Below are 3,594 nucleotides of genomic sequence, written 5' to 3'. Positions count from 1 at the left end.
TCTTAAAGTCAGTTGTTAATTTAAACACTGTTCTTAAAGAGAAAATCTTGTGGCTGATAGCTGACAGCTAATAGCTGAATTATTACCAAACTAGAGTGCTTTTTTTTTGCACACAAATATTAAAAAAAATTGAAAGTAGACGAAAAAAAGAAGATTTGTACCTATACTAATAAAGTAGAAAAAGTCACTACTGTAGGATTGCGGAAATAACTGACCAGTTACAAAATCCTCAAACAATTACAAATCAATACTTTTGAATTTTGACTTTTGACTTTTAACTTCCGCGTAGCGGCACTACTTTATCTAATTAATTTAGGGTTCATCAAATGAAGACATTAACAGACTTCCAAAAACTCGTAGATGCAGAAGACTTCCTCAGCTTTTTTGACATTCCCTACGACCAAACAGCAGTCAACGTAAATCGCCTCCATATATTAAAAATGTTTTCTGTAGCAATTGCAGAAGTTGACGAAAAAACAGGACTGACAGAAACTGAAAAATTGACAGAATATAAAACAGCATTAGAGTCAGCTTATCAAACTTTCTTAACATCTAGCGCTCAAGAACAAAAAGTATTTCCAGTCTTTCAACAAGAACATAAAGATGTAGTTAAATTAACAGAAATAACTGCTGAGTAAGGAGCAATTATAGTGTTCGACCTGACACCCAAAGAATTAGAACGTTATAGTCGCCAAATGATGCTTCCTGATTTTGGTGAAGAAGCACAACAACGACTCAAATCAGCTACAGCAGTGGTAAATGGAGTTGGTGGGTTGGGTGGCACAGTAGCACTGTATTTAGCAGTAGCAGGTGTCGGGAAGCTGATTTTAGTCCGAGGTGGGGAACTACGCCTTGATGACATGAATCGTCAAATCTTGATGACAGATGATTGGGTGGGTAAGCTGCGAGTAGACAAAGCTAAGGAAACCCTAGCTGCCATTAATCCAGATGTTGAAATTGAAGCTATACCTGAATATGTCACTGCTGAAAATGCAGACACATTAGTACAGTCGGCAGATATTGCCCTCGACTGCGCTCACAACTTTGACGAACGGAATTTACTTAATGCTGCCTGTGTACGTTGGCGCAAACCAATGGTGGAAGCTGCTATGAATAGCATGGAAGCTTATTTAACTACCATAGTTCCTGGTAAAACTCCCTGTTTGTCTTGTCTATTCCCAGAAAAACCAGAATGGGACCGACGTGGGTTTGGAGTCTTGGGTGTAGTTTCTGGAACCCTAGCTTGTCTAGCAGCTTCAGAAGCAATCAAACAGATTACAGGATTTAGTAAACCCTTGTGGTCACAACTGCTGACAATGGATTTGGATGCCATGGAATTTGCCAAACTTCGCCCTTACCATGACCCAGACTGTCCAGTTTGCGGTTCCCTCAGCAAAGAGTTAAAAGCTGACTCATAGGAAGTGGTAAAAACATAATCACAGAAGTTATCACTATGAACAGTTTCTAGTCAAATCTTTGGTTTAGCCTATAAATAGGAAATTTATAGGAAAGGTGATATTTACACGATATGCTTTAGCGCTGAAACTGAAACTGAAATTTCAAAATTCAGGGTGCAATATTTCTACTAATTTAGTCTCACACAGTGCTGTAAAGAGCGATCGCCCCGTTCCTATAATTTCCTAAGTGCCAATTGCTTAAACCAGACAACAGGCGGATGTCGTCGCCTATCTGGGTAATTATGTCATCGGTAAGTCTAAATTATTTTTCTTCAAAATTATGACTATAAGTTTAACAGAAAAAGCCGCTTCTCAACTTACCAAGTTCCTGAAAGACTCAAATCAAGGCATCCGCATCTCTGTTGTGGATGGTGGTTGTAGTGGTTACGAATATGCCTTAAATATTGCCAACGCTCCCAAAGAAGATGACTTGCTGCTCTACAAGGAAAATTTGCAGATTTTTATTGATCCAAAAAGTGCGCCTTTACTAGAAGGAGTTGTAGTTGACTACATTGAGGGTTTGACTGAAAGCGGTTTAAAGTTTATTAATCCCAACGCCACAGAAACTTGTAGTTGCGGAAAGTCTTTCCAAGCAGGAGGTTGTACCCCAACAGGAGTACCTTGTAGTTAACTAGCTATCAGCTATCAGTTATCAGCTATCAGCCTAAAAATTTGTGACAGGACTTACGCACGGACACTAAATCGAGTGAGGCGTTAGCGGATCTTTGTGTTAGCAAATACCATTTGCTTCGCATAACTATCGTTAACGCCCCTACATATGACGTTTTCAAGGTGAATTTGCGTAAGTCCTGTGTGAATAGAATTAGGTATTTGTTTGCGCAGCATTCCGCACCGAAAAGCTTGGATTTAAATCCCCGACTTCTAGTGCAGGATGGCGGAAATAACTGACCAGTTAAAAAATCCTATAAAGCCTTACCAATCAATCAATACTTTTGACTTTTGACTTTTGAGTTCCGCGTAGTGGCACTAGCTTTTGTTGAATTTTAGGAGGGGTTGCTCATCCCCTTTTAGTTCCGGAATGCTCCGCAAACGCGCAAAGCTGACCACTGATTGCTAAACTGCTCAACGCTTTTTAAAAAAGTCTTTTGAGACGAAAGAACAACTAAGAAAAGGAGGATCTCAATCAATGGCTACTTATAAAGTACAGCTAATCAAAGGCAAGAAAAAACAACCCCCAGAAATCGATATCACTATCGAAGTTGATGAGGATACATATATCCTTGATGCGGCAGAAGAACTGGAACCTGACATAGAATTTCCTTCTTCTTGTCGCGCCGGGTCTTGCTCTAGTTGTGCTGCCAGAATAGTAGAAGGAGAAGTCGATCAAGAGGATCAAAACTTCTTAGATGACGAGCAGGTAGAAAAAGGTTGGGTATTACTGTGTGTCGCCAAACCTAAGTCTGATTGCGTTATCAAAACTCACCAAGAAGCTTATTTGGTGTAATACCACTGTTCATTAATTGATAATTGATAATGGATAATTGATAATTACCTCTGGTTAAAACCGTTACGGAATTGAATATAAGGAAATATTATTTCTTCTCTTGGTCGATTGGATATGGTTAGGAAACCCATCCATCCCACCCTTCGGGAAGCTCCGCTAACAACCGCTTTTTTTCCCTTAAAAGGGGAGGCTTTAAACCAGAATTATTTAATTATTAATTATTCGGTAAATTATCTGATATTTTGCCCTCCTGTAGTTTTTATTTAAGACTCTAGGGGGGTAATTTATATGCAGCAGAGAGTTGGGAGTCGGGAATCAAAATTATTTTTCTTGCCTATAATTTTATTTACAGGACTTACACAAAAGATGAAATTATACACAGTTTGTAGTGGTTAACAGCGGTGTAGGGGTTAACGGCCGTTAATATCAAATCCGGTTAAACAGCCATAGAATGGTTAAGTTAGGAGCCAAAAGGAGTCAGTCCTCAGGAGTCAGGAGGAGAAAGAATTACAAAGATAAACGTAGTTATGGCGATTGAAGATTTTTTTTATCATTTTCTTTGTGGGTTTAATACCCCACCGTCAACGGTCGTGTTCAAAATTACTTGGGGGAGCGAATCCCCATGTAATTTTCCTCCTGTCTCCTGTCTACTGTCTCCTGTCTCCTTCTTCA

4 protein-coding genes are annotated in these 3,594 nt (G+C 39.3%); all 4 read left to right on the top strand.

Translation table 11 applies throughout. From position 1 onward, the window contains the following. The first annotated feature begins 326 nt into the window (after positions 1-326). A complete protein-coding gene (gene nifW / locus F6K13_RS23725; RefSeq protein ID WP_124146406.1) occupies positions 327-638 on the top strand; it encodes a nitrogenase-stabilizing/protective protein NifW in 312 nt (103 codons plus the stop codon). Between the two features lie 12 nt (positions 639-650). After that, positions 651-1,418 (top strand): HesA/MoeB/ThiF family protein, encoded by a 768-nt coding sequence (locus tag F6K13_RS23720; RefSeq protein WP_124146405.1) that lies wholly within the window; start codon positions 651-653, stop codon positions 1,416-1,418. A 319-nt stretch (positions 1,419-1,737) separates the two neighbouring features. Continuing rightward, on the top strand, positions 1,738-2,088 hold the full coding sequence (locus tag F6K13_RS23715) for an iron-sulfur cluster assembly accessory protein (protein ID WP_124146404.1): 351 nt from the start codon (positions 1,738-1,740) through the stop codon (positions 2,086-2,088). A gap of 516 nt (positions 2,089-2,604) precedes the next feature. Next, positions 2,605-2,922, top strand: coding sequence for a 2Fe-2S iron-sulfur cluster-binding protein (locus F6K13_RS23710; RefSeq protein WP_124146403.1), 318 nt, complete (start codon positions 2,605-2,607; stop codon positions 2,920-2,922). The last annotated feature ends 672 nt before the right edge of the window (positions 2,923-3,594 follow it).

Source organism: Okeania sp. SIO2B9 (assembly GCF_010672505.1).
Lineage (GTDB): Bacteria > Cyanobacteriota > Cyanobacteriia > Cyanobacteriales > Microcoleaceae > Okeania > Okeania hirsuta.
Note: the sequence above shows the minus strand (reverse complement) of the source record. Positions and strands in the feature narration are given on the sequence as shown.